This is a genomic window from Streptomyces sp. NBC_00354 (genome assembly GCF_036106915.1).
Lineage (GTDB): Bacteria > Actinomycetota > Actinomycetes > Streptomycetales > Streptomycetaceae > Streptomyces.
Map to the genome: position 1 here is coordinate 2,564,765 of NZ_CP107983.1, position 23,726 is coordinate 2,588,490.

General features: G+C 72.5%; 17 protein-coding genes. 4 read left to right on the plus strand and 13 right to left on the minus strand.

The window, feature by feature from the left end; translation table 11 throughout:
• Positions 1-34 precede the first annotated feature (34 nt).
• Positions 35-1,156, plus strand: coding sequence for a slipin family protein (locus OHT74_RS11145; RefSeq protein WP_328620169.1), 1,122 nt, complete (start codon positions 35-37; stop codon positions 1,154-1,156).
• Between the two features lie 345 nt (positions 1,157-1,501).
• Here OHT74_RS11145 and OHT74_RS11150 read toward each other — a convergent pair whose 3' ends face one another.
• From OHT74_RS11150 to OHT74_RS11200, 11 genes are all read right to left on the minus strand, one after another.
• Positions 1,502-3,199: a proline--tRNA ligase gene (locus OHT74_RS11150; RefSeq protein WP_328620170.1), complete on the minus strand. Its 1,698-nt coding sequence runs from the start codon at positions 3,197-3,199 to the stop codon at positions 1,502-1,504.
• 43 nt (positions 3,200-3,242) lie between these two features.
• Positions 3,243-3,815: a GNAT family N-acetyltransferase gene (locus OHT74_RS11155; protein ID WP_266997287.1), complete on the minus strand. Its 573-nt coding sequence runs from the start codon at positions 3,813-3,815 to the stop codon at positions 3,243-3,245.
• A gap of 86 nt (positions 3,816-3,901) precedes the next feature.
• Complete coding sequence (locus OHT74_RS11160; protein WP_328620171.1) at positions 3,902-4,747, minus strand: GNAT family N-acetyltransferase; 846 nt, start codon at positions 4,745-4,747, stop codon at positions 3,902-3,904.
• Positions 4,748-4,909: 162 nt separating this feature from the next.
• Positions 4,910-6,067: a flavodoxin-dependent (E)-4-hydroxy-3-methylbut-2-enyl-diphosphate synthase gene (gene ispG, locus OHT74_RS11165; protein WP_266663204.1), complete on the minus strand. Its 1,158-nt coding sequence runs from the start codon at positions 6,065-6,067 to the stop codon at positions 4,910-4,912.
• 175 nt (positions 6,068-6,242) lie between these two features.
• Positions 6,243-7,544 (minus strand): M50 family metallopeptidase, encoded by a 1,302-nt coding sequence (locus tag OHT74_RS11170; protein WP_328620172.1) that lies wholly within the window; start codon positions 7,542-7,544, stop codon positions 6,243-6,245.
• On the minus strand, positions 7,541-8,794 hold the full coding sequence (dxr, locus tag OHT74_RS11175; RefSeq protein ID WP_266997285.1) for a 1-deoxy-D-xylulose-5-phosphate reductoisomerase: 1,254 nt from the start codon (positions 8,792-8,794) through the stop codon (positions 7,541-7,543). Before dxr ends, OHT74_RS11170 begins: the two co-directional genes overlap by 4 nt.
• 20 nt (positions 8,795-8,814) lie before the next feature.
• Complete coding sequence (locus OHT74_RS11180) at positions 8,815-10,185, minus strand: hypothetical protein (RefSeq protein ID WP_328620173.1); 1,371 nt, start codon at positions 10,183-10,185, stop codon at positions 8,815-8,817.
• Positions 10,186-10,262: 77 nt separating this feature from the next.
• Positions 10,263-12,197, minus strand: a complete 1,935-nt coding sequence (locus OHT74_RS11185; RefSeq protein ID WP_266663212.1) for an acyl-CoA dehydrogenase family protein — start codon at positions 12,195-12,197, stop codon at positions 10,263-10,265.
• A gap of 256 nt (positions 12,198-12,453) precedes the next feature.
• Complete coding sequence (locus tag OHT74_RS11190; RefSeq protein WP_266663214.1) at positions 12,454-13,899, minus strand: aldehyde dehydrogenase family protein; 1,446 nt, start codon at positions 13,897-13,899, stop codon at positions 12,454-12,456.
• Positions 13,900-14,063: 164 nt separating this feature from the next.
• Positions 14,064-15,644, minus strand: coding sequence for a PucR family transcriptional regulator (locus OHT74_RS11195; RefSeq protein ID WP_266997281.1), 1,581 nt, complete (start codon positions 15,642-15,644; stop codon positions 14,064-14,066).
• A gap of 100 nt (positions 15,645-15,744) precedes the next feature.
• Complete coding sequence (locus tag OHT74_RS11200; protein WP_443047350.1) at positions 15,745-18,171, minus strand: ATP/GTP-binding protein; 2,427 nt, start codon at positions 18,169-18,171, stop codon at positions 15,745-15,747.
• A gap of 248 nt (positions 18,172-18,419) precedes the next feature.
• Between OHT74_RS11200 and gabT the strand changes: the two genes are divergently transcribed.
• From gabT to OHT74_RS11215, 3 genes are all read left to right on the plus strand, one after another.
• Positions 18,420-19,781, plus strand: coding sequence for a 4-aminobutyrate--2-oxoglutarate transaminase (gene gabT / locus OHT74_RS11205; RefSeq protein WP_328620175.1), 1,362 nt, complete (start codon positions 18,420-18,422; stop codon positions 19,779-19,781).
• Positions 19,782-19,914: 133 nt separating this feature from the next.
• Positions 19,915-20,685 (plus strand): phosphatase PAP2 family protein, encoded by a 771-nt coding sequence (locus OHT74_RS11210; protein ID WP_328620176.1) that lies wholly within the window; start codon positions 19,915-19,917, stop codon positions 20,683-20,685.
• Between the two features lie 49 nt (positions 20,686-20,734).
• Complete coding sequence (locus tag OHT74_RS11215; protein ID WP_328620177.1) at positions 20,735-21,193, plus strand: hypothetical protein; 459 nt, start codon at positions 20,735-20,737, stop codon at positions 21,191-21,193.
• Positions 21,194-21,206: 13 nt separating this feature from the next.
• Here the strand turns inward: OHT74_RS11215 and OHT74_RS11220 are convergent, their stop codons facing one another.
• Positions 21,207-22,979, minus strand: coding sequence for a chitinase (locus OHT74_RS11220; protein WP_328623301.1), 1,773 nt, complete (start codon positions 22,977-22,979; stop codon positions 21,207-21,209).
• 140 nt (positions 22,980-23,119) lie between these two features.
• Entirely contained in the window at positions 23,120-23,584 is a 465-nt protein-coding gene (locus tag OHT74_RS11225; protein ID WP_328620178.1) for a hypothetical protein, read from the minus strand.
• Positions 23,585-23,726 lie beyond the last annotated feature (142 nt).

Genomic DNA, 23,726 nt, shown 5'->3' on the forward strand with positions numbered 1-23,726 from the left:
TTAGGTAGGTATGCACGTCCGGCAGGGGGCCGTCATGGTCGAAGAACTGCTGACAGCGGCAATCGCCGCGGGTGTGGGCGTCGCGGTCTACATGGGCGCCGCGGCCCGGGTGGTGAAGCAGTACGAGCGGGGCCTGGTCTTCCGCTTCGGCAGGCTGCGCGATGAGATCCGGCCACCCGGCTTCGCGATGATCGTTCCCGTGATCGACCGGATCCACAAGGTGAACATGCAGATCGTGACGCTGCCGGTGCCGGCTCAGGAGGGCATCACGCGGGACAACGTCACGGTGCGCGTGGACGCGGTCGTGTACTTCAAGGTCGTCGACCCGGCGAACGCGATCGTGGCGGTGGAGGACTACCGCTTCGCCGTCTCGCAGATGGCGCAGACCTCGCTCAGGTCGATCATCGGCAAGTCGGACCTGGACGATCTGCTGTCCAACAGGGAGATGCTCAACCAGGGCCTGGAGCTGATGATCGACAGCCCGGCGGTGGGCTGGGGCGTGCAGATCGACCGGGTCGAGATCAAGGACGTGTCCCTTCCCGAGACGATGAAGCGGTCGATGGCCCGACAGGCGGAGGCGGACCGGGAGCGGCGGGCCCGTGTGATCAACGCGGACGCGGAGCTGCAGGCCTCGCACAAGCTGGCCCAGGCGGCGGAGGTCATGTCGGAGCAGCCGGCGGCGCTGCAGCTGCGACTGCTGCAGACGGTGGTGGCGGTGGCTGCGGAGAAGAACTCCACGCTGGTCCTCCCCTTCCCGGTGGAACTCCTCCGCTTCCTGGAACGCGCGGCCCCGGGGCCGGCCCCCGGCCCCGCACTCAACGCCTCGCCGGACCCTGGCCCTGCGCTGAACGCCTCACCGGCTCCCGATCCCGCACTGAACGCCCCGGCTGCCGCCGGCCCCGCGCTGGACGGCTCTGCAGACCCCGGCCCCGCAGTGGACGGCTCTGCAGCCCCCGGCCCCGCAGTGGACGGCTCCCCGGGCCCTGGCCCCGCGTTGGACGGCTCCGGGGATCCTGGGCCCACGCTGAACGGCTCCCCGGACGCGGGCCCCGACCTGGACGGTTCCCCGGGCCCCGGACCGAGCGTGGACGGCTCACCGGGCCCGGCCCCGGACGCCGCCACCGCACCCGGCACGGACGAAGCGCAGGCCGGCTGACTGCTGCCGCTGCGCGGGCCTTCTCCCCGCCCCGCCCTTTCTCCGTTCCCCGGGCTCGGCCCGGACCCGCGCCTCAAACGCCGGCGGGGCTGGATGGCGCTGCGCGCCATCCAGCCCCGACCGGGGGAAACTCCAGCCCCGCCGGCGTTTGAGGCGCGGGGGTCCGGGGGCGGAGCCCCCGGTTTCGGGAAGGGGCGGGGCGGGGAGAAAGCTCCGCGCAGCGGCCCCCGGCCCCCGGCCCCCGGCCCCCGGCCCCCGGCACCCGGCACCCGCTAGCCGGCACCCGCTGGCCGACGACGGAAGGCAGGCAGCCGGAGGCAGCGGGTGGCCGGAGGGGGGTGGGGGTCAGGCCGTCAGGCGGGACAGGGCTTCGGACAGGGGGAGTTCCTCGCGGGTGCCGGTGGCGCGGTGCTGGAGTTCGACCACCTCGTCCGCCGAGCGGCGGCCCGCGACCAGGATCCACGGGACCCCGATCAGCTCCGCGTCCGTGAGCTTCACACCCGGCGACAGGCCCGGCCGGTCGTCCAGCAGGACCCGCAGGCCCGCGCCGGCCAGCGCGGTGGCCGCCTGCTCCGCCAGAGCCAGCGGAACCGCTTTGCCCGCCGCCACCACGTGGACGTCCGCCGGGGCCACCGCGGCCGGCCAGGCCAGGCCCCGCTCGTCGGCGGTCTGCTCGGCCAGCGCGGCCACCGCCCGCGAGACGCCGATGCCGTACGAGCCCATCGTGACCCGCACCGGCTTGCCCTCCCGGCCCAGCACGTCCAGCCCGAACGCGTCCGCGTACTTGCGGCCCAGCTGGAAGATGTGCCCGATCTCGATCGCGCGGTCCAGCCGGAGCCCGGCACCGCAGCGCGGGCAGGGGTCGCCGGGCTCGACGACGACCACGTCGAGGTACTGGTCCACCTCGAAGTCCCGCCCGCAGACCACGTTCCGGGCGTGCGTGTTCTCGCGGTTGGCCCCCGTCACCCACGAAGTGCCGGGCGCGACACGGGGGTCGGCCAGGTAGCGGACCTTGCCGAGACCCTGCGGGCCCACGTAGCCGCGTACCAGGTCGGGGCGGTCGACGAAGTCCTCGGCCGTCACCAACTCCACGACCGCCGGGGCCAGATGCTCGCCGAGCTTGCCGAGGTCCACCTCCCGGTCACCGGGTACGCCCACGGCCGTGATCTCGCCGTCGACCTTCACCAGGAGGTTCTTCAGCGTCGCCGACGCGGGCACGCCCAGGTGCGCGGCGAGGGTCTCGATCGTCGGGGTGTCGGGGGTGTCCACCTCCTCGAGCGCGGGGTGCTCGGTGTCCACCGGCGTCAGCGCGAAGGTCACCGCCTCCGTGTTCGCCGCGTAGTCGCACGACGGGCAGTCCACGAACGTGTCCTCGCCCGCCGGCGCCGGGGCCAGGAACTCCTCCGACGCCGAGCCGCCCATCGCGCCCGACACCGCCGACACGATGCGGTGGTCCAGGCCGAGGCGCTCGAAGATCCGCTGGTACGCGGCCCGGTGCAGGGCGTAGGACTCCGCGAGGCCCTCGTCGCTCACGTCGAAGGAGTACGAGTCCTTCATCTGGAACTCGCGGCCGCGCAGCACGCCGGACCGCGGCCGGGCTTCGTCCCGGTACTTGGTCTGGATCTGGTAGAGCATGACCGGCAGGTCCTTGTAGGACGTGCACTGGTCCTTCACCACCAGGGTGAAGATCTCCTCGTGGGTGGGGCCGAGGAGGTAGTCCGCGCCCTTGCGGTCCTTGAGCCGGAAGAGCAGGTCCCCGTACTCCGTCCAGCGCCCGCTGACCTCGTACGGCTCCTTCGGCAGCAGCGCCGGGAGCAGCACCTCCTGGGCTCCGATGGCGTCCATCTCCTCGCGGACGATGCGCGAGACGTTGTCGAGGACCTTCTTGCCGAGCGGCAGCCAGGTCCAGACGCCCGCGGAGCTGCGGCGGACGTATCCGGCGCGGACGAGGAGCCGGTGGCTGAGGGTCTCCGCGTCGGCCGGGTCCTCTCGGAGGGTCTTGGCCATGAGGCGGGACATGCGCTGCACGTGTTGCGATGACATGACGGGAGGCTACCCGGGGCACCCGGCCCCCCGGAAACCCGTTTCAAGCGCGGCGGAGCGGCAGCGGGGCTCCCATCACGGCGTACGGGAGGCTCGCGCTCGGGAAGTGCACCTGGCGGGCCAGGTCCGTGTAGCCGAGGGCGCGGTAGAGCCCGCGGGCCGGGCTCTCGGTGTCGATGGCGGAGAGGATGGAGCGGGGCTCCTCGGCGGCGTCGGTGAGCCGGGTGATGAGGGTGCGGCCGACGCCGTGGCCCTGGAAGCCGGGGTGGACGTGCAGCTCGGTGATCACGAAGGAACCGTCGAGCCAGCCGTCGTGCCCCTCGGCCCGCAGGTACGGCTCGACGACCGAGGACCACCAGTACGCCCGGTCGTTCGGCATCCCGTACACGAACCCGGCGAGCGCCCCGTCCTCGGTGTACGCACCGAGGGCACGGGCTCCGCGGCAGGTCATGTGGCGCTGCACGATGTAGCGCCGGATGCCGACCTCCTCCTCGCTGAGCCCGAAGGCCACGGCCTGCACGCGCAGCGCCTCGTCCACGCGGTCGGCGAGGTCGAGGGGACCGATGCGGAGTCCGGCGGGCCGGTCGGGGTCGTCGCCCCCGGGGGTAGGCAGCATGCGGCGACCTTACTGGGCGTTCCCCCACCCCGTCCGTACGGCCCCCACCCCTACCGCACTCGGCTCCGCCGGCGTGTGAGGCGCGTTCAGAAGAGCACGCTCATGAACGCGCCCACCTCATGGAACCCCACCCGCCGGTACGACGCCCGCGCCGCGGTGTTGAAGTCGTTGACGTACAGGCTCACCACGGGCGCGACATCGCGCAGCGCGAACTCGACGACGGCCGCCATCCCCCTCTCGGAGTGCCCGCGGCCGCGGAACTCGGGGTCCACCCACACGCCCTGGATCTGGCAGGCCCTGGCGGTCGCCGCGCCGATCTCCGCCTTGAAGACGACCTTGCCGTCCTCGATGCGGGCGAAGGAGCGGCCGGTGCCGACCAGCTCGGCCACCCGGGCCTGGTAGAGCAGCCCGCCGTCGCCCGCCATCGGTGAGACGCCGACCTCCTCGGTGAACATGGCCACGCAGGCGGGCATGATCAGGTCCATCTCGTCCTTGCGGATCCGCCGCACGAGCGGGTCGGGGCGCACGTCCGCGGACGCCCGCTCGGTGACCATGAGCGGCTGGTGGGAGCGGACGTCGCGGGCAGGTCCCCAGCTGGGCTCCAGGAGCCGCCACAGCAGCCGGGTGGCGTCGGCGGGGCCCACGATGGAGGAGCAGCGGCGGCCGGTGCGGCGGGCCCGGTCGGCGAAGGCGCGGACGGCGTCGGAGTCGGCGCAGACGGGGACCAGGTTGGCGCCCGCGTAGCAGAGGGAGCGCAGCTCGCCGTCGGCGTAGTAGCCCCACATCTCGCCGCCCAGACGCCAGGGGTCGAGTCCGGCGACCTGGACCCGGGAGGTGACGAAGGCGTTCTCGACCGGCTCGCGTCCGAGGACTTCGAGGGCGGCGTCGAGATCACTGGGCTCAAGGACCCGGGTGGTGGTCTGCGTCAACACTGGGGCCTCACCATACAAGTCTGCTGATCTCCGAACTGTACCCGCCGCCACCGGAGCATGCCTGGTCCCACGGGTCACGAAAAAGCCCCGGCCCCGCCCGCGAGCTGCGGGAACGGGGCCGGGGCCGATGCGTGCGGGGCGCCGCCGGGGCGCCCGGGGTGCTCAGACGCCGATGGCGACGGTGGGCTCGCCGGACATCACGCCGTCCTTCTCCATCTGCTCGGCGATCTTCATCGCCTCTTCGATGAGGGTCTCCACGATCTTCGACTCGGGGACGGTCTTGATGACCTCGCCCTTCACGAAGATCTGGCCCTTGCCGTTGCCGGAGGCGACACCGAGATCGGCCTCGCGGGCCTCGCCCGGGCCGTTGACGACGCAGCCCATGACGGCGACGCGCAGCGGGACCTCCATGCCCGTGAGGCCCGCCGTGACCTCCTCGGCCAGCTTGTAGACGTCCACCTGGGCGCGGCCGCAGGACGGGCAGGAGACGATCTCCAGGCGGCGCGGCTTGAGGTTCAGCGACTCCAGGATCTGGATGCCGACCTTGATCTCCTCGACCGGCGGGGCCGAGAGGGAGACGCGGATGGTGTCGCCGATGCCCTCGGAGAGCAGCGCGCCGAAGGCGACGGCGGACTTGATGGTGCCCTGGAAGGCGGGGCCGGCCTCGGTGACGCCGAGGTGCAGCGGGTACGTGCACTGGGCGGCGAGCTGGCGGTAGGCGTTGACCATGACGACCGGGTCGTTGTGCTTGACCGAGATCTTGATGTCGCTGAAGCCGTGCTCCTCGAAGAGCGAGGCCTCCCACAGCGCGGACTCGACCAGCGCCTCGGGGGTGGCCTTGCCGTACTTCTTGAGCAGCCGGGCGTCGAGGGAGCCGGCGTTGACGCCGATGCGGATCGGAGTGCGCGCGTCGTTGGCGGCCTTCGCGATCTCCTTGACCTTGTCGTCGAACTGCTTGATGTTGCCCGGGTTCACGCGGACGGCGGCGCAGCCGGCGTCGATCGCGGCGAACACGTACTTGGGCTGGAAGTGGATGTCGGCGATGACCGGGATCTGCGACTTCTTCGCGATGACGGCGAGGGCGTCGGCGTCGTCCTGGGTCGGGCAGGCCACGCGGACGATGTCGCAGCCGGAGGCGGTCAGCTCGGCGATCTGCTGGAGCGTGGCGCCGATGTCGGAGGTCCGGGTGGTCGTCATCGACTGCACCGAGATCTGTGAGTCGCCGCCGACGGCCACCGAGCCGACCTGGATCTTGCGGCTGACCCTGCGGTCGGCAAGCTTCGTCGGCACGGCCGGCATTCCGAGAGAGATGGCAGTCATCTGCTGTGCAACCCCAAGGTGTGGATCAAGGTCCCGAGATCGGCGGGCTCCAGGTTTCGAGATTACGCCAACCACGGGGCGGCCCATGCATCCGAGGGCCCGGAACACCCGAACGTAGGGAGCCGGGCACGAAGCGTGCCCGGCTCCCCGTCCGGCCGGCGTACATGCGGACGTACTAGGTGATCTTGATCGGGTTCACCACGTCGGCCACGAGCACGAGCAGCGTGAAGCAGACGAACACGCCGGCCACCACGTACGCGGCGGGCATCAGCTTCGCCACGTCGAACGGGCCGGGGTCCGGGCGCCGGAAGACCCGGGCCACGGTGCGCCGGACCGACTCCCACAGGGCGCCCGCGATGTGCCCGCCGTCGAGCGGGAGCAGCGGCAGCATGTTGAACAGGAACAGCGAGAGGTTGAAGAACCCGACGAGCTGGAGGAAGAACACCAGCCGCTGCTCTGCCGGGATGTCCAGGGTGGCGATCTCGCCGCTGATCCGGGCCGCGCCGACGATGCCCATCGGGGAGTCGGGCTCGCGCTCGGCTCCGCTGAAGGCCGCGTCCCACAGGGCCGGGACCTTGGCGGGCAGCTTGAGCAGCCCCTGGACGCTGTTGTCGACGACCTCGCCCATGTGGTCCACGGACTGGCCGAAGGACAGCGGGGCGATCTCGCTCTTCGGGCTGAAGCCGAGCCAGCCGGCCGTCACGTACCGGCCCTTGACGTACCCGCCGTGGCCGTCCGTCTTGGCGACCTTGTTCTCGATCAGGTTGACCGGCAGGGTCTGCTGCTTCCCGTCCCGGACGACCGTGACGGTGGCGGGGCCGACCGTGTCGCGGATCTGCTTCTGCAGGGCGGCCCAGTCGGCCACCTTGCGGCCGTTGAACGCCACGATCCGGTCCCCGGCCAGCAGACCGGCGGCCTTGGCCGGGGCGACCGGGTCGCCGGCCTTGCAGATCTCGCGCTTCTCGCTCTGCTGGATGACGCACGGCGAGACGCTCGCGACCTGCGTGGTCGTCTGGTTGATCCCGAAGCTCATCCAGACGCCGAAGAAGATCGCCAGCGCCAGCACCAGGTTCATGAACGGGCCCGCGAACATCACGATCACGCGCTTCCACGGCCTGCGCGTGTAGAACAGCCGCGTCTCGTCGCCGGGCTGGAGCTCCTCGTACGCCGCCGAGCGCGCGTCCTCGATCATCGAGCGGAAAGGCGAGGTCGACCGGGCAGTCACCTTGCCGTCCTCGCCGGGCGGGAACATCCCGATCATGCGGATGTAGCCGCCCATCGGGATGGCCTTGATCCCGTACTCGGTCTCGCCCTTGTGGCGCGACCAGATGGTCGGGCCGAAGCCGACCATGTACTGGGGCACGCGGATGCCGAACAGCTTGGCCGTCGAGAGGTGGCCGAGCTCGTGCCAGGCGATGGAAACGAGCAGCCCGAATACGAAGATGAGTATTCCGAGCACCGTCATGAGTGCTGTCATGCGCGCGCCTCCACGGCGGCCCGGGCCGCCATCTCCTGTGCCCGGGCCCTGGCCCAGGTCTCCGCTTCGAGGACGTCTGCGACCGTGAGAGAAGTTCCCGCGTCCGGCGTCCCGTGCTCATCGACCACGGCAGAGACCGTATCCATGATTGCTGTGAACGGCAGCCGACCGGCCAGGAACGCCTCCACGCACTCCTCGTTCGCCGCATTGAACACGGCGGGGGCGGTGGAGCCCAGGGTACCCACGTGCCGGGCCAGTCCCACCGACGGGAAGGCCTCGGTGTCGAGGGGGAAGAACTCCCAGGTCGACGCCTTGGTCCAGTCGAAGGCGGGGGCCGCGTCCGGGACGCGCTCGGGCCAGCCGAGGCCGATCGCGATGGGTCCGCGCATGTCCGGCGGGGTGGCCTGGGCGAGCGTGGAGCCGTCGGAGAACTCCACCATCGAGTGGACGTACGACTGCGGATGGACCACGACCTCGATGCGGTCGAAGGGGATGTCGTAGAGCAGGTGCGCCTCGATGACCTCCAGCCCCTTGTTGACCAGGGTCGCCGAGTTGATGGTGATCACCGGGCCCATGGCCCAGGTGGGGTGCGCGAGGGCGTCCTTGACGGTGACGCCGGCCAGCTCGGCGCGGGTGCGGCCGCGGAAGGGCCCGCCGGAGGCGGTGACCACGAGCTTGCGCACATCGGCCCGGGTGCCGGCGGCGAGGGCCTGGAAGAGGGCCGCGTGCTCCGAGTCGACCGGGATGATCTGGCCGGGCTTCGCGAGGGCCTTGACCAGCGGGCCGCCGACGATCAGCGACTCCTTGTTGGCCAGGGCCAGGGTGCGGCCCGCCCGCAGTGCGGCGAGGGTGGGCGCGAGGCCGATGGAACCGGTGATGCCGTTGAGGACGGTGTGGCACTCGGAGGCGGCGAGCTCGGTCGCCGCGTCGGGCCCGGCCAGGATCTCGGGCAGCGGCTCGGAGGCGCCGTACTGGGCGTTCAGCGCCTCCTTCAGGGCCGGTACGACGTCCTCGCGGGCGACGGCCACGGTGTTCACGCGCAGCTGCCGGGCCTGCTCGGCCAGCAGCCCGACGCGCCCTCCGGCGGCGGACAGCGCGGTCACCCGGAACCGGTCGGGGTTGCGCAGGGCGAGGTCGATGGCCTGGGTCCCGATGGACCCGGTGGACCCGAGGATGACGATGTCCCGCCGGCCGGCCGCGGGGTCGAAGAGGAGGTGCGGATCGGCGAGGGGGGCTGGGCGGTCGCTCATGCCCCCATTGTTGCCGCAACTCAGGAGCGGTTGGACACGGAGTCCCCGTGAACGGCGCCTGCGAGCAGTTCGGGCAGCGTCCCGGCGAAGTCCGGGAGCGCGCGGGCGGCCCGCCACCAGGCGTCGGCGTCCCCGCCGAGGGCGGCTTCGAACAGCCGGTCCGCCTCGGCGCGGGCGGCGAGGACCGCCGGGTGGTGGTCGTGGCGGTCGGGGTGGTCCACCTCCCCCAGCCAGTGGCCCTCGTCCAGGGCCCAGGCGGCGGGGGCCTTGTGCCGGATCACGTCGGCGCCGGCCAGGATGCCGTCGTCGAGGCAGGCGCGGACCCACCGGATGTCCTCGCGCAGATCGCCCATGGCGTTGGGCACCCCGAGGCTCGCGAGGGCCAGCTCGCGGTTCACGCTGTCGTCCGGCTCCCGGGCGGAGCCGGGCGCAAGGGCGTCCACGGCCTCGGCGAGGCCGGGTATCGCGGCCTGCGGCTGCGGCGGCGCGGCCCCGGCGGCGACCGCGGCCGCCAGCTCGGGCAGGGTGCCGGTGAACCCGGGGGCGTGCCGCTGCAGCTCGGCCCACAGGCGCGGGTCGTCGCCGAGCGCCGGGCGGAGCACCCGCAGCAGGGCCGAGCGCATCCCGGCCCACTCGGCCAGGTTCCAGCCGAGGCCGCCGGCGGCGTGGGCCTGCCCGAGCAGCAGGGCCCGGTGGGCCGGTGCGACGGCCGCCGCGAGCTCGTCGAAGGTCAGGGTGCCGGTCCGGACGGCGCGGACCGCCGGCCGGTGCCATGCCGGTCCGTACGAGGCCTGCGCGCGGGTGTCGAGCAGTGCGAGCCTGGCCCGCCGGTCCAGATCGGCGACCAGCAGCAGGGCCTCCACTGAGCCGGGCGGCAGTGGGGTGCGGGCGTGCTCGCGCAGCAGGGTCTCGGGGTCGAGCTCGTACGGGAGGGCCAGTACGTCGAGCGGGATGCGAGGCCGGCGGCTGCCGTGCCGGCGCAGCAGCCCGATGAGCTCGGGGCCGGTCAGCGGCGGCCCGACAGGCTCCGCAGACGGCCCGGCATGCTCTGCACCGGTCGGCGGCGGCCCGAGCGGGCGGCGGAGCTCGGCGCCGAGGGTGGCGAGCAGTTCCGGAGAGGGGCCGGGGCGGGCCGCGTACCGCGCAGGGCCGGGGAGGCCGGGCAGGGGGCGGCCGTGCACCTGCGGGCTGCGGGCGATGGCGCGGCGGTCCTCGTCGGTGCCCTCGCGCAGCAGCAGGGTGACCGCGGAGGCCGGGAGGTATTCGTCCCGGCACAGGAACCGGCGGGTGGGCGCGTCCAGCCGCCCGAGGAGGTCGGCGGCGACGGCGTCCGGTGCGTGGCGCAGCAGGAGCGCCACGCACCAGGCGAGCCGTCGGCTCTCCCTGTCCACGTTCACATGCATCCGCTTTCCCGGGTTCCCTGTCGCCAGTGTCGTACGCCTGACGGGCACCCGGCGATGATCGCAGGTCAGCGGATGGGGCGGTGGACGTTCTTCTGAGTCGACGGGCCGGGGGTGGCGTCCGCGATCCAGGGGCCGTCGCCGGAGGGGTCGAGCACGCCCTCCTCGAGCCAGGTGTAGGTGCCGGAGAGCACCCCGGCGACGACCTTGCGGTCCAGGTCGTCGGTGTTGGACCAGAGCCGGCCGAAGAGCTCCTCGACGCGGATCCGGGACTGCCGGCAGAAGGCGTCGGCCAGCTGGTAGGCCTCGCGGCCGTGCTCCCCCGAGGCGCGCAGGTGCTCCGCGCGCACGCAGGCGGCGCTCATCGCGAAGAGCTCGGCGCCGATGTCGACGATCCGGCCGAGGAAGCCCTGCTTGGTCTCCATGCGGCCCTGCCAGCGGGACATGGCGTAGAAGGTGGACCGGGCGAGTTTGCGGGCGCTGCGCTCGACGTAGCGCAGGTGGACGGAGAGGTCGGGGTGGCCGCCGGGGTGGAAGGCGCGGTACGCGCCGGGGACCTGGCCGGGGCCGGTGGCGAGCTTGGGCAGCCAGCGGGCGTAGAACCCGGCGGCGCGGGCTCCGGCCTTGGCCTTGTCGCCGAGCGCCTTCTCGGGGTCGATGAGGTCGCCGGCGACCGACAGGTGGGCGTCGACGGCCTCGCGGGCGATCAGCAGGTGCATGATCTCGGTGGAGCCCTCGAAGATCCGGTTGATGCGCAGGTCGCGCAGCATCTGCTCGGCGGGGACGGCGCGCTCGCCGCGGGCGGCCAGCGACTCGGCGGTCTCGAAGCCGCGCCCGCCGCGGATCTGGACGAGCTCGTCGGCCATCAGGCAGGCCATCTCGCTGCCGTAGAGCTTGGCGAGGGCGGCCTCGATGCGGATGTCGTTGCGGTCCTCGTCGGCCATCTGGGAGGCCAGGTCGACGACCGCTTCGAGGGCGAAGGTGGTGGCGGCGATGAAGGAGATCTTGGCGCCGACGGCCTCGTGCCGGGCGACCGGACGGCCCCACTGCTCGCGCACGCCCGACCACTCACGGGCGATCTTCAGGCACCACTTCCCGGCGCCGACGCACATGGCGGGCAGGGACAGCCGGCCGGTGTTCAGGGTGGTCAGCGCGATCTTGAGCCCGGCGCCCTCGGCGCCGATGCGCTGCGAGGCGGGCACCTTGACCCGGTGGAAGCGGGTGAGGCCGTTCTCCAGGCCGCGCAGGCCCATGAAGGCGTTGCGGTGCTCGACGGTGATCCCGGGGGAATCGGCTTCGACGACGAAGGCGGTGATCCCGCCGCGGTGGTTCTCCGACTTCGGCACCCGGGCCATCACCACCAGCAGGTCCGCGACGACCCCGTTGGTGGTCCAGAGCTTCACCCCGTCGAGGACGTACCCGTCCTCGCCGTCGGGGACGGCGGTGGTGGCCAGCCGCGCCGGGTCGGAGCCGACGTCCGGCTCGGTGAGCAGGAAGGCGCTGATGGCGGTGGTCGCGCAGCGAGGCAGGAAGGTTTCCTTCTGCTCCTGCGTGCCGAACATCTTCAGCGGCTGCGGGACGCCGATCGACTGGTGGGCGGAGAGCAGGGCCCCGATGGCGGGGCTGACCGAGCCGACGAGGGCCAGCGCCTTGTTGTAGTACACCTGGGTGAGGCCCAGGCCCCCGTACTTGGGGTCGATCTTCATGCCGAGGGCCCCGAGCTCCTTGAGCCCGCGCACGGTCTCGTCGGGGATCTTGGCCTCGCGCTCGATGCGCGCGCTGTCGATCTCGGTCTCGCAGAACGCCCGCAGCCGGGCCAGGAAGGCCTCGCCGCGCCGGACGTCTTCGTCCGCCGGCATCGGGTGCGGGTGGATCAGGTCGAGCCGGAAGTGCCCCAGGAAGAGTTCCTTGGCGAAGCTGGGCTTGCGCCAGTCCTGTTCCCGGGCCGCTTCCGCGACCTGCCGTGCCTCGCGCTCGGTCACCTTGGGCTGTGTTGCGGACATGAGGGGACTCACCTCGCCGCCGGAGTCGGTGTTACCGGCCTACTGGCCGGTGCTACCTGTGAGTCGTACCCTCTCCGGCCCTCCGGGAAAAGCCGGGGCGGTCCGAGTGAGGGAAAACCGGCCCGCCCGCGGGGCTACCGCCTGGCGAGTGAGTCGAAGGGCCGCGGGTCACCGCGAACCGAGCCGAAGAGAAAAGGGGACGGCCGGAGCCCCCGCACAGTAGGCTCCGGCCGTCGGCTTTCGGGCCGTACGAGAATCAGATGTCGAGGCCGGTCAGGACCAGGACTCGCTCGTACGTGTAGTCGTCCATCGCGTAGCGGACACCCTCGCGGCCCACACCGGACTGCTTGACGCCGCCGTACGGCATCTGGTCGGCGCGGTAGGACGGCGCGTCGCCGACGATCACACCGCCGACCTCGAGCTCGCGGTGGGCGCGGAACGCGGTCTGGATGTTCCGGGTGAAGACGCCGGTCTGCAGGCCGAACTTCGAGTCGTTGACGGCGGCGAAGGCCTCGTCGGTGTTCTCGACCTTCGTCAGCGTCAGCACCGGCCCGAAGACCTCCTCGACGGCGAGGGTGGTATCGGCGGGCAGGTCGGCGATGACGGTCGGCTCGTACGAGGCACCCTCGCGCTTGCCGCCGGTGAGCAGCTTGGCTCCGGCGGAGATCGCCTCGTCGACCCAGGTCTCGACCCGCTTGGCGGCGTCCTCGGAGACGAGGGGGCCGACGTCGGTGGCGGAGTCGGAGGGGTCGCCGGTGACCTGGGCCTGGACCTTCGTGACGACCTTCTCGACGAGGCGGTCGTAGACGGAGGCGTCGGCGATCACGCGCTGCACGGAGATGCAGGACTGGCCGGCCTGGTAGTTCGAGAAGGTCGCGATACGGGTCGCGGCCCAGTCGAGGTCGGCCTCGGAGGACCAGTCGTCCAGGACCACGGCGGCGGCGTTGCCGCCGAGCTCCAGGGTGCAGTGCTTGTGGGGCACCGACTGCTGGATGGCGTAGCCGACCTTGTCGGAGCCGGTGAAGGAGATGACGGGCAGGCGCTCGTCCTTCACCAGGGCCGGCATCTTGTCGTTGGCGACCGGCAGGACCGACCAGGAACCGGCCGGGAGGTCGGTCTCGGCGAGCAGCTCACCCAGGATCAGGCCGGAGAGCGGGGTGGCCGGGGCCGGCTTCAGGATGATCGGCGCGCCGACGGCGATGGCCGGGGCCACCTTGTGGGCGCACAGGTTCAGCGGGAAGTTGAACGGCGCGATGCCGAGGACCGGGCCCTTGACGAAGCGGCGGGTCAGCGCGAGACGGCCGACGCCGCCGGCGTCGGTGTCGAGGCGCTGGGCCTCTCCGCCGTTGAAGCGGCGGGCCTCTTCGGCGGCGAAGCGGAACACGGACACCGCACGGCCGACCTCACCGCGGGCCCACTTGATGGGCTTGCCGTTCTCGGCGGAGATCAGCTGGGCGATCTCCTCGGTGCGCTCGGCGAGGCGCTTGGACACGTGGTCCAGGGCGGCGGCACGGACATGGGCGGGAGTCGCGGAGAACTCGGCCGTCACGGCGTACGCCGCGGCCACGGCCTCTTCGACCTGGGCGTCGGTGGGCACGCTGACGGTGCCGACGAGCCGGTTGTCCCACGGGGAGTGGACGTCGAAGCTGTCCTCGCCGGTGGCCTGGCGGCCGGCGAGCCAGAAGGCGTGGGTGGAAGTCATGCGAATCCCGGCCCTTCGAGTGTGTGCGGGGTCCTTGTCCCCTCCACCGTAGGACTCCGTCCGGGATTCGGCGTTTATCCGGGGTGGAGCATGCCGGGCGCCGGCCGCGCCGGTTTGTCAGTGTCGCTCCGTTTCCCGGGCTCCGCGCAGCGGCAACCCGGTGGCTACGCCGCAGGCGAGGTGGCCTTGAGGGCGAGCCACAGCTCCATGCGGACGTCCGGGTCGTCCAGGGAGCGGCCCAGGATCTCCTCCACCCGCCGCATCCGGTACCGCAGCGTATGCCGGTGCACCCCGAGGTCGGCCGCCGCCGCATCCCACTGCCCGTGCCGCGACAGCCACGCCTGCAGGGACGCCACCAGATCCCCCCGCCCCTTCTCGTCGTGCTCGCGCAGCGCCCGCAACGTACCGTCCGCGAACGCCCGTACCGCGTCGTCCGCCAGCAGCGGGAGCACCGACCCCGCCGCCAGGTCCTCGTGTTCCACCATCGGCCGCCCCCGCCGCCGGGCCACGGCCAGCGCCTGGTCGGCCTGCTTGAAGGCCGCCGAAACCCCCGCAGGCACCGCGGCGGCGGACAGGCCGACCACCAGCTCGTCCGGCTCCGGACCCGTCGCCTCCCGCCCGCGCCGCGACTCCAGCGCCTCCGCGTGGTCCGCGCACGCCTGCACCGCCGAGCCCCCGTCGGCCGCCAGCACCACCAGCCGCCCCGGCTCCGGCACCACCAGCAGCGCCTCCCCCGCACGGGCTGCCGCCGACTCCACCGCATCGGCCAGCAGCGCCAGCCCCTCCGGCTGCGCCGTCCCCGGCAGCGCCGGCTCCGCCACGATCAGCCGGAACGGCGCCTCCAGCAGGGCCCCGTACAGGTCCCCGGCCACCGCCCGCGCATGCTCGGCCTCCCCGTCCAGCAGCATCCGCAGCACCGCCGCCCCGAGCCGGGACTCCGCGTCGTGCAGCGACCTCGACCGCTCCGTGGTCAGGGTCAGCAGCGCCACCGCCGAGTGCACGGCGTACCGCTCGGCCGTGCCCAGCGGGGCCCCGGTGCCGACGGCGAGCGCGCCGCGGGCCCGTCGGCCGGTCCCCAGCGACTGGAGCTCGACCCGGTCCTCCGTGCCGCCCACCACCGCGCTCGCCGGCGCCGGCCGCTCCCGCAGCCGCTCCACGTCGGGGGTCAGCCGGGCGGCGCGCCGGGCTGCCCACTCCGGGGCGGCCGCGACCACCGCGCCCGAGGTGTCGTACAGGGCGGCCCAGCCGTGCACGTGCGCCGCCAGCTTCGACAGCAGCTCGGCGGGGCCGTCGGCGGACAGCGCGGCCCGCGTCAGCTCCCGCTGTGCCTCGAAGCCGGCGGTCACCGCGCGGTACTGGTCCGCGGCGAGGGCCGCGGAGACGGCCTTGCTGATCGCGAGGAACGGGGTCCTGCGCGGCACCTCCAGCAGCGGCAGGTCCTCGGCCCGCGCGGCCTCGACCAGCGCCTCCGGGACCGCCTCGTAGTTCACGCCGACGGCGAAGCCGATGCCGACGACCCCGGCCGCGGCGAGGCGGCGTACGTACCGGCGCATCTCCTGCGGATCCTCCGCGTCCAGCTTCATCGCGGTGATCAGGAGCAGTTCCCCGCCCTCCATATAGGGGACGGGGTCGGCGAGCTCGCTGACGTGGGCCCAGCGGACGGGGGTGTCCAGGCGGCTCTCCCCCGCCCGGACGCTGAGCTTGAGCGCCGAGTGCTGGACGAGCGAGGCGAGAGTGAGCGGCATCGGGTACCAGGGGCCTTAGAGGTAAGGAGGGGCGCGGCGCGGAATTTCGCCTTGTCGTATGAACGACTCCCCTCGATTCTGCCACCTCGTACGGGTCGGCTCAGCCCGTCGCGGCCAGCCGGACCAGCAGCGGAGCCGCCCGCTCGCCGCGGACCGAGGTCAGCGAGAGCACGGCATGCCCCGGCGGAACGGTGTTGGCGAGGGCCGAGGCCGACCAGCGCTCGCGCTCCACCTGCCGCACCGTGACCGCGTCGGTCGTCACCGCCTTCCCGGTGATCAGCTTGCGCACGGCGTGCAGGGCTCGGGTGAAGGGCTGATCGGCGTAGACCGTCCGGCTCGTGACGTCCCGCGTCTCGACCAGCTCGGTGCCCCAGGCATCGGCGAAGCGCTTGCCGTCCCAGGTGGTGACCCCGGAGAAGGCCATCCGGCAGCCGACCGCCCCGAGCAGCGGGGTCCTGAGCGTTTCCGGTACGTCGTCCAGGGTGCGAAGCGCGAGCAGGACTCCGGCGTTCGCCGTGCGGAGCCTCTGTACTCCGCGAACGACATCGGGGGTGAGCGTGTGCGAAGCGTCGTCGAGGGCGAGGAAGGCGAAGAGGGAGCGGTCGGCCCGGGCCGTGGCGGAGGCGTTGAACTGCGCGAGGAGCAGCCGGGCCAACAACCGTGACGCGTCGGGATGACCGCGCTCCGGGAGGTCGACGCGGACCCGGATCGGATGTTCCAGGGCACGCATGGAGAAGGGCCGACCGGTGCCGGTGCTGTCGAAGAAGCCGTGGAAGGCGGGCCGGTCGAGCAACGCCACACGGTCGGCGAGAGCCGCCCCGGGATCGCTGTGGGCGGTGTGCTGGCGGGCACGGGCGTCGAGCTCGCGCAGCATCGTCCCGTGCCCGGCGCTCTCCAGCTCTTGGCGCAGTTCCGCGAGGGCGGCCGGCAGCTGGTCGAGCAGCGCCCGCAGCTCCGGAACGGTGGGAAAGCGGTCGTACGCGGCCCGGAAGGGGCCGAGGAGCTGGGCGAGGGCCGTGGCAGCCCGGCGTACGTCGATCCCCGGCGTGTCACCGACGAGCGCGTCGGCGAGGAGGGAGGCGGCCTCGTCGGGGTCGGTGGTGCCACCGTAGAGGTCGAGGTCATGGACGGACGCGGGGTCGCCGGGACGGACCACGATGTCGTAGGCCTCGTCGGGCCCCAGCCGGCTTCCGGCGGCACCGACGGCGATCACCGCCGCCTGTCCGGCGAGAGCCTGGAGCGCCAGAGACTCGACGACCGGCCGGACCAGCAGGCTCGTCTTTCCGGCGCCCGAAGGGCCGACGGCGAGAACCGAGGTGCCGAGGACCTCGGGGTCCAAGGCGAACCCGGTCCCGCGCCGCTCGTACGGGTTGGGCTCGGCGTCGGTGACCCGGCCGAGACGGACCTGCGCAACCGCCAGGTCGTGGCAGGCGGTTCGCAGCGGCAGGTCGCGCGCACCCGAGGGGTGGCCGCAGGCGGCGGCTCCCTTGGCCCGCACGGCGTGGACGAAGGCGGTGTGGCGCGAGGGGTCCACCACTACGGACTCCCAGGCGCGGCGGATCCGCGCGAGGTCGACGTCGTTCATGCGGCCCGCTTCGGCTTCGGCGGCCAGCCGGTCGGCGGACTCCCCCAGCCCGGCGGCTCGCAATTGCGGCCAGCCGACCGGATCCTCCGGACCACCCGGATCGCCCGGATCGCCCGGGGCGGCCGCAGGAGGGGCGGCCGGAGAGAGGAGATCCGCCAGCAGGGAGGCCCAGCCGCCAAGGCGGCCGAAGACGAGGATGACGGGGAGATAGATCAGGGCGTAGAGGGCGTAGGTGATCACCGAGGCGGCCGTGCTGCCGAGTTCCGCGTACGGCAGGTGCGCGAACGCCAGGGGATAGACCGACAGTGTCTTGTTCTCGATCAGCAGCACCACGACGAGGGCGGCGGCCGCCGCCCCCAGCGCCCGGTACCAAGGCCCCCGGGAAGCGACCAGTCGGTCGAAGGCCGCTCGCCACCCGCCGATCCTGGCGAAGCCGAGGAACATGCCCACGGTGCCCAGCAGCTCGTAGAGCTCCAGGGCGGCCATGCCGCGGTGGTCGACCGGCGCGCGCGTGAGGCCGTCGGTCCACCATCCGGCAGGGGTGAAGAAATAGAGGGGAGCCCCCAGGAAGGGGAGGTCTCCGGCAACGAAGAGCCGCCAGCAGACGAAGTAGACGAGGAAGGCGACGACGACCCGGGTCAGCACGGACCGGTCGGAGCCGGTGGGCTTCGGCTCTGCCGGGGTGTAGGCGTAACGCCAGATGCCCGGCTCCGCCGCCGGGCGGGGAGCACGCAGCCAGGCGGTGAAGGGGGGCTGGGCCGGCATCGGGCCCTCAGCCGCCGCGCCGGGTGCGTAGGCGGGTGGCGGCGGGGCCTTGGCCGGTCGTGGCGGGAGTACGGGCGGCGGTCCGGCGGGGCGGGGCACGTGGCCTCCGGCAGCCACTCCGTCAGGCGGACCACCGGGCCCGCGCTGGCTGTGGCCGTACGTGCCGTCGGTGTCCATGAAACCCCTGCCCCCTGCCCGTGCCTGCACTGCGTCGCTCAATGTAGTTGCCCGGAGGCGGCGATGGGCCCGTACCGGCCTCTACTGCCGCAGCGTCCACAAGACATGCGGCATGTCCTTCCTATGGCCGTCACGGACAAGGACACGCGGACACCACTCCCGAACGGAGCATGCCGTACCCCCTCCCCCGGGCCTAGCCTGCGGACAAAGACACAAGTGCGTCCGAAAACACCCCCCAGGAGCCCTCTATGACCGCTGTCCCGCAGGAGCGCCGCATCGTCACCGCGATCCCCGGCCCCAAGTCGCAGGAGCTGCAGGCCCGCCGTCTCGAGACGGTCGCCGGCGGCGTGGGCTCCGTGCTCCCCGTCTTCACGGCCCGCGCGGGCGGCGGCATCATCGAGGACGTCGACGGCAACCGCCTGATCGACTTCGGTTCCGGCATCGCCGTGACCTCCGTCGGCGCCTCCGCCGAGGCCGTCGTGCGCCGCGCCTCCGCTCAGCTCGCGGACTTCACCCACACCTGTTTCATGGTCACGCCGTACGAGGGCTACGTCGAGGTCTGCGAGGCCCTCGCCGAGCTGACCCCGGGCAACCACGCGAAGAAGTCGGCGCTGTTCAACTCCGGTGCCGAGGCCGTCGAGAACGCCGTCAAGATCGCCCGTGCGTACACCAAGCGCCAGGCCGTCGTCGTCTTCGACCACGGCTACCACGGCCGTACGAACCTGACGATGGCGCTGACCTCGAAGAACATGCCGTACAAGAACGGCTTCGGCCCGTTCGCCCCCGAGGTCTACCGCGTCCCGGTCGCCTACGGCTACCGCTGGCCCACCGGCGCCGAGAACTGCGGCCCCGAGGCCGCCGCCCAGGCGATCGACCAGATCACCAAGCAGATCGGCGCCGACAACGTCGCCGCGATCATCATCGAGCCGCTCCTCGGCGAGGGCGGCTTCATCGAGCCGGCCAAGGGCTTCCTCCCGGCGATCGTGAAGTTCGCCAACGACAACGGCATCGTCTTCGTCGCCGACGAGATCCAGTCCGGCTTCTGCCGCACCGGCCAGTGGTTCGCGTGCGAGGACGAGGGCATCGTCCCGGACCTGATCACCACCGCCAAGGGCATCGCGGGCGGTCTGCCGCTCGCCGCCGTGACCGGCCGCGCCGAGATCATGGACGCTGCGCACGCGGGTGGCCTGGGCGGCACCTACGGCGGCAACCCGGTGGCCTGCGCCGGTGCGCTCGGCTCCATCGAGACCATGAAGGAGCTCGACCTCAACGCCGCGGCGAAGAAGATCGAGTCCGTCATGAAGGCCCGCCTGACGGCCATGCAGGAGAAGTACGACATCATCGGCGACATCCGCGGCCGCGGCGCCATGATCGCGATCGAGCTGGTCAAGACCGACACTCCTGAAAACGTGGCCTCCAAGACCCCGTTCCCGGAGGCAGCCGGCGCGCTCGCCAAGGCCTGCCACGCCGAGGGCCTGCTCGTCCTCACCTGTGGCACCTACGGCAACGTGCTCCGCTTCCTCCCCCCGATCGTCATCGGCGAGGACCTGCTGAACGAAGGCCTGGACCTCATCGAGGCTGCGTTCGCGGCCATCGGCACGGACGTCTGAGCGACCCTCCGAACACAAGAGCCCGCCGGTACCCCCGGTAACGGGCGGAGCCTGTGAAGAAGATGTGGGGGGCCGATGGCAGGAGCGCGATCCTGCTGTCGGTCCCCTTTCCGCTGCCGTACGGTTTCTGCAGATGAGTGAGACACCCCGCTCCCGGGAAACCGGGGGCGACACCAGTACCGGGCTTCCCCAGCGCCGCACTGGGCCTGCGTTCGCGCACACTCCTCACCGATCGGACGGCCGTTCGCCCCAAACCCCCCGGGGCGCCCGGCAACCCGATCCGGGCGGCCGTCCCGGAACCATCCCCCCTGTTCCGGGACGGCCGGCCATTCTCCTCCTTCTCTCCCTGCTGGGGCTCGTCCTGACGACCTGGCAGGTCCTGGTCTCGGGTCCGCTGCTCACGCCGGACGAGCGCCTCAGCCGCGCCCTGGTCCGCACGGTCCCCGACTCCGTCACCGAGCGCCTCTCCGACCTCGGCAACGTCCCGGTCGCCGTGCCGGTCCTGGTGCTGGCGATGGCGTACTCCGTCCGGCGCTCCCGCGCCTGGGCCCCGGCCCTGACCGCGGGCCTGGCGATGGCCCTGGTCCCGGCCGTGATCGTGCCGCTGAAGGAGTGGACCGCCCGTCCGGGACCCCTGGAGCCGTGGGCCGCCGGCTACTACCCCTCGGGCCACACCGCCACCTCGGCCGTCGCCTACATCGGCGCGGCGCTGCTGATCGGCCCGCACACCCGCCGCGGGTGGCCGATGGCCGCCGCCCTCCTCCTGACGGCCGCCACGGTCACCGGGCTGATCCTGCGCGGCTGGCACTGGCCCCTGGACGTACTGGCCAGCTGCTTCCTGTGTACGCCCCTGCTGCTGGCCGTCGCCCACGCCGTACGCCGCGCTGTCGGACCCCGGGTCTAGGCTGACGCCCGATCTTGGACTTCTTCACAGCTGAGAGCGGGGGCGCGCCATGGGTGCGAGCGACTGGGACTACGTGACGGACTACGAGGGCAGCGTCGAGGCCTCGCTGACGGCCCTGCACGCGCGGGTGTTCGCAGAGGAGTTCGGGGAGCACGACGACTATCCGGACCTGGCCGCGCTGTGGGCCGACGCCGAGTTCATGGGCACGCAGGGCACGCACACGGTCCTGGACGTCGTGCGGGTCGACGCGGGCCCCGCAGAGGAGTACGCCGCGGTGCGGCCGCTGCCGGCCGACCGGGTCCTGCACCACTTCGGGACGGACCGGCCGACGGTGGCCCAGTACGAGGAGGCGACCGCGCGGGCGGGGCGGGCGATGAACCATCAGGAGTACACGGACAGCCTGTTCGGCGAGCCCGGACTGCGCTGGAGCGGGCTGTACGTCCTGCTCTACGCCGGAACCGGTGACGAGCCCAGCCACGTCGGCTTCCACGGCTCCACCGGCGACTAGGAGGTCCGGCCGGTCAGCCGCCGAAGTAGGCGTCGAAGTTCTTCGAGAACTCCCAGCCGCCGAAGCGGTCCCAGTTGATCGACCAGGTCATCAGGCCGCGCAGGGCGGGCCAGGTGCCGTGTGTCGCGTAGGTGCCGCAGTCGGTCTTCTTCGTCAGGCAGTCCAGCGCCTTGTTCACCTCGGCGGGCGAGGTGTGGCCGTTGCCCGCGTTCGTCGTGGCCGGGAGGCCGATCGCCACCTGGTCCGGGCGCAGCGGCGGGAAGACGCGCGCGGTGTTGCCCGCGACCGGGAACCCGGTGAGCAGCATGTCGGTCATGGCGATGTGGAAGTCGGCCCCGCCCATGGAGTGGTACTGGTTGTCGAGGCCCATGATCGAGCCCGAGTTGTAGTCCTGGACGTGGAGCAGGGTGAGGTCGTCGCGCAGGGCGTGGATGACCGGGAGGTAGGCGCCGGCACGCGGGTCCTGGCCGCCCCAGGGGCCGGAGCCGTAGTACTGGTAGCCGAGCTGGACGAAGAAGGTCTCCGGGGCCATGGTCAGGACGAAGGCCGGGCCGTACTTGGCCTTCAGCGTCCTGACGGCCGAGATCAGGTTGACGATCACCGGGGTGGTGGGGGCGCGGAAATCGGTGTCGCCCGTCGCCAGGGAGAGCGAGTGGCCCTCGAAGTCGATGTCGAGCCCGTTGAGCCCGTACTCGTCGATGATGGTGCTGACGGAGGACACGAAGGTGTCGCGGGCGGCCGTGGTGGCGAGCTGGACCTGGCCGTTCTGGCCGCCGATCGAGATCAGGACCTTCTTGCCGGCCGCCTGCTTGGCCTTGATGGCGGCCTTGAACTCGGCCGGGGATTCCACACCCGGGCATTCGCTCGCCGGGCAGAGCGAGAAGCGGATGTCCCCCGAAGTCACCGACGTCGGTTCGCCGAACGCGAGGTTGATGACGTCCCAGGAGGCGGGGACGTCGGCCATCCGGACGTAGCCGGAGCCGTTGGCGAAGCTCGCGTGGAGGTACCCGACCAGGGCGTGGGCCGGGAGGCCGGGGTTGCCCGGGTTGCCGCCTCCGCTCGTCGTGGAGGCCGAGACGGGGGCGCTCTTCGCGGACTCGCCGGCCGCGTTCACTGCGCTGACCTGGAAGGTGTACGAGGTGGACGCGGCGAGTCCGGTGACCGTCGCCGAGGTGCCGGTGACGCTCACGAGCGCGGCGCCGTCCCGGTGGAGCTTGTACGAGGTGGCGCCGGATGCGGCCGCCCAGGAGAGGTCGATGCTGCTCGCGGTGGCGCCGGATGCGGTCAGGCCGGTGGGGGCGGCCGGGGGCTGGGGCTGGCCGGGTCCGGAGCCGCCCGGGTCGGGGCCGACGAGCGTGACGTCGTCCGTGAGGTGCGCCGGCTGGCCGTACCAGCCGTGCGTGTAGATCGTCACGGAGGTGGTGGCCGCGCCCGTGCGGAACGTCGTGCTCAGCTGCTTCCAGGCGCCGGGGGTCTGCGTCCAGGCGGACACGTCGGTGGTGCCGGTCCCGGCCGCGCCGAGGTAGACGTACGCGCCCTGCACCCAGGCGCCGAGCGTGTACGTCGAATCGGGCTTGACGGTGACGGTCTGAGAGCAGCGGGCGTTGTCCTGGCCGGCCGGGGTGGCCTTGAGGGCGGAACTGCCGCCGTGGACCGGGGTGGTGACGACGGCTCCGCTGCCGGCCGAGCAGCTCCAGCCGTCGAGTCCGGCTTCGAAGCCGCCGTTGCGGGCGAGGTCGGCGTCGGCCGCGGCGGCCGGCTGGCCCGCGGCGAGGAAGCCGGCCATCGCGAGGGCGGCTGCGGTGAACCGGGCGGTGATTCTGGTGGGGGGTCTGCGCACAACTGCCTCCGGAACATGGGGGGATGGAGCCAGGCCGCCGGTGATGCCGGCAGCGGCGCCCAACATGGTCCAGACCAATACCCTTGTCAAGGCCCCCGGCTCTCCTCCCCCACCGCCCGGGCCGCGGCCTCGTGCATCGCGAGCTCCAGCAGCACCGGATCGGTGAGCGTCCCGCGGCCGTCCGGGACCACCAGCCAGCGCACCCCGCCCGTGTTCCGGCCGGGGTACGGGACCACGATCCAGGTCCCGCGCCCGGCTCCCCGTACGCCGGTGGCGATCCAGCGGGACGCCGTACCCGGGGGCACGAAGAAGCCCAGCCGCGAGTCGGCGAAGTCGGCGAGCACCGGGCCGGGCCGGTGGAGGAACTGCGTCAGGACGTCGAGGGCGGCCTGTCCCAGCTCGCCGGGCAGGATCAGCACGTCCCAGTGCCGGCCGGCGGGCAGCAGGGCCACCCCGAGGGGGTTGCGCTCCCACTCCCACCGGCAGGCTTCGGGGTCCGGCGCCACCGACACGAGCCATTCCACCGCGGTCCTGATCTCCGAGCCCTGCATCGCCCGGCCTCCGTTCTCTGGGGTGAGGCGTCCTCACCGGGAGAGAGCGGGGCCGGGCCCTGCGATGACGCGGGTTTCGTCACCCCGTGGTGGTGAAGCGGCTCACGGCGTGAACCGCGGCGCGCGCCGGGGGCGTACGGGG